The sequence below is a fragment of the Pseudoalteromonas sp. Angola-30 genome, from assembly GCF_028599215.1.
Taxonomy (GTDB): domain Bacteria; phylum Pseudomonadota; class Gammaproteobacteria; order Enterobacterales; family Alteromonadaceae; genus Pseudoalteromonas; species Pseudoalteromonas atlantica.
In genome coordinates, this window is sequence record NZ_JAQREI010000073.1 from 1 (window position 1) to 434 (window position 434).

The following is a 434-nucleotide window of genomic DNA, read 5'->3' on the forward strand; positions in this document are numbered from 1 at the left end:
CTAAGTGACTATCACTCATAATTAACCTACTTAAGATTGAATATAATAATGCGGCAAATAATAACAAATTTGTGAAGCAAAGGCGTAATTTTTGCACCAAAGCTGAACACCTTTTAATGCCCCCAAAGATAAAACAACCTGTTTAAATACCACAATTATATCTATGAATAAAAGTGTTTAAAGATTTTAAAAAAGCGCTTTAAATTGGCTAGCGCTATAAAAACATCCATGCTACTATTTCGGCATTATAGATGTATGGACGTCCAAATGGTTAATTCTTACTTAGAGTATGCTCAACTTAATGTTGAGCCACAGTTAATTCACGCTGAGCTAGAAAAGCTTGAGCAATACCTAAATAAAAATGCTGCACCAGCCGTGCGTTGGGAATACCAAATTCCTGAGCTAGGTGAAGGTGGGGCATGCAGTTTATTTGG

General features: G+C 35.5%; 1 pseudogene. It reads left to right on the plus strand.

From position 1 onward, the window contains the following. Positions 1 to 267: 267 nt before the first annotated feature. Positions 268 to 434: pseudogene (locus tag PSH54_RS20660) on the plus strand (histidine kinase); the annotation flags it as partial.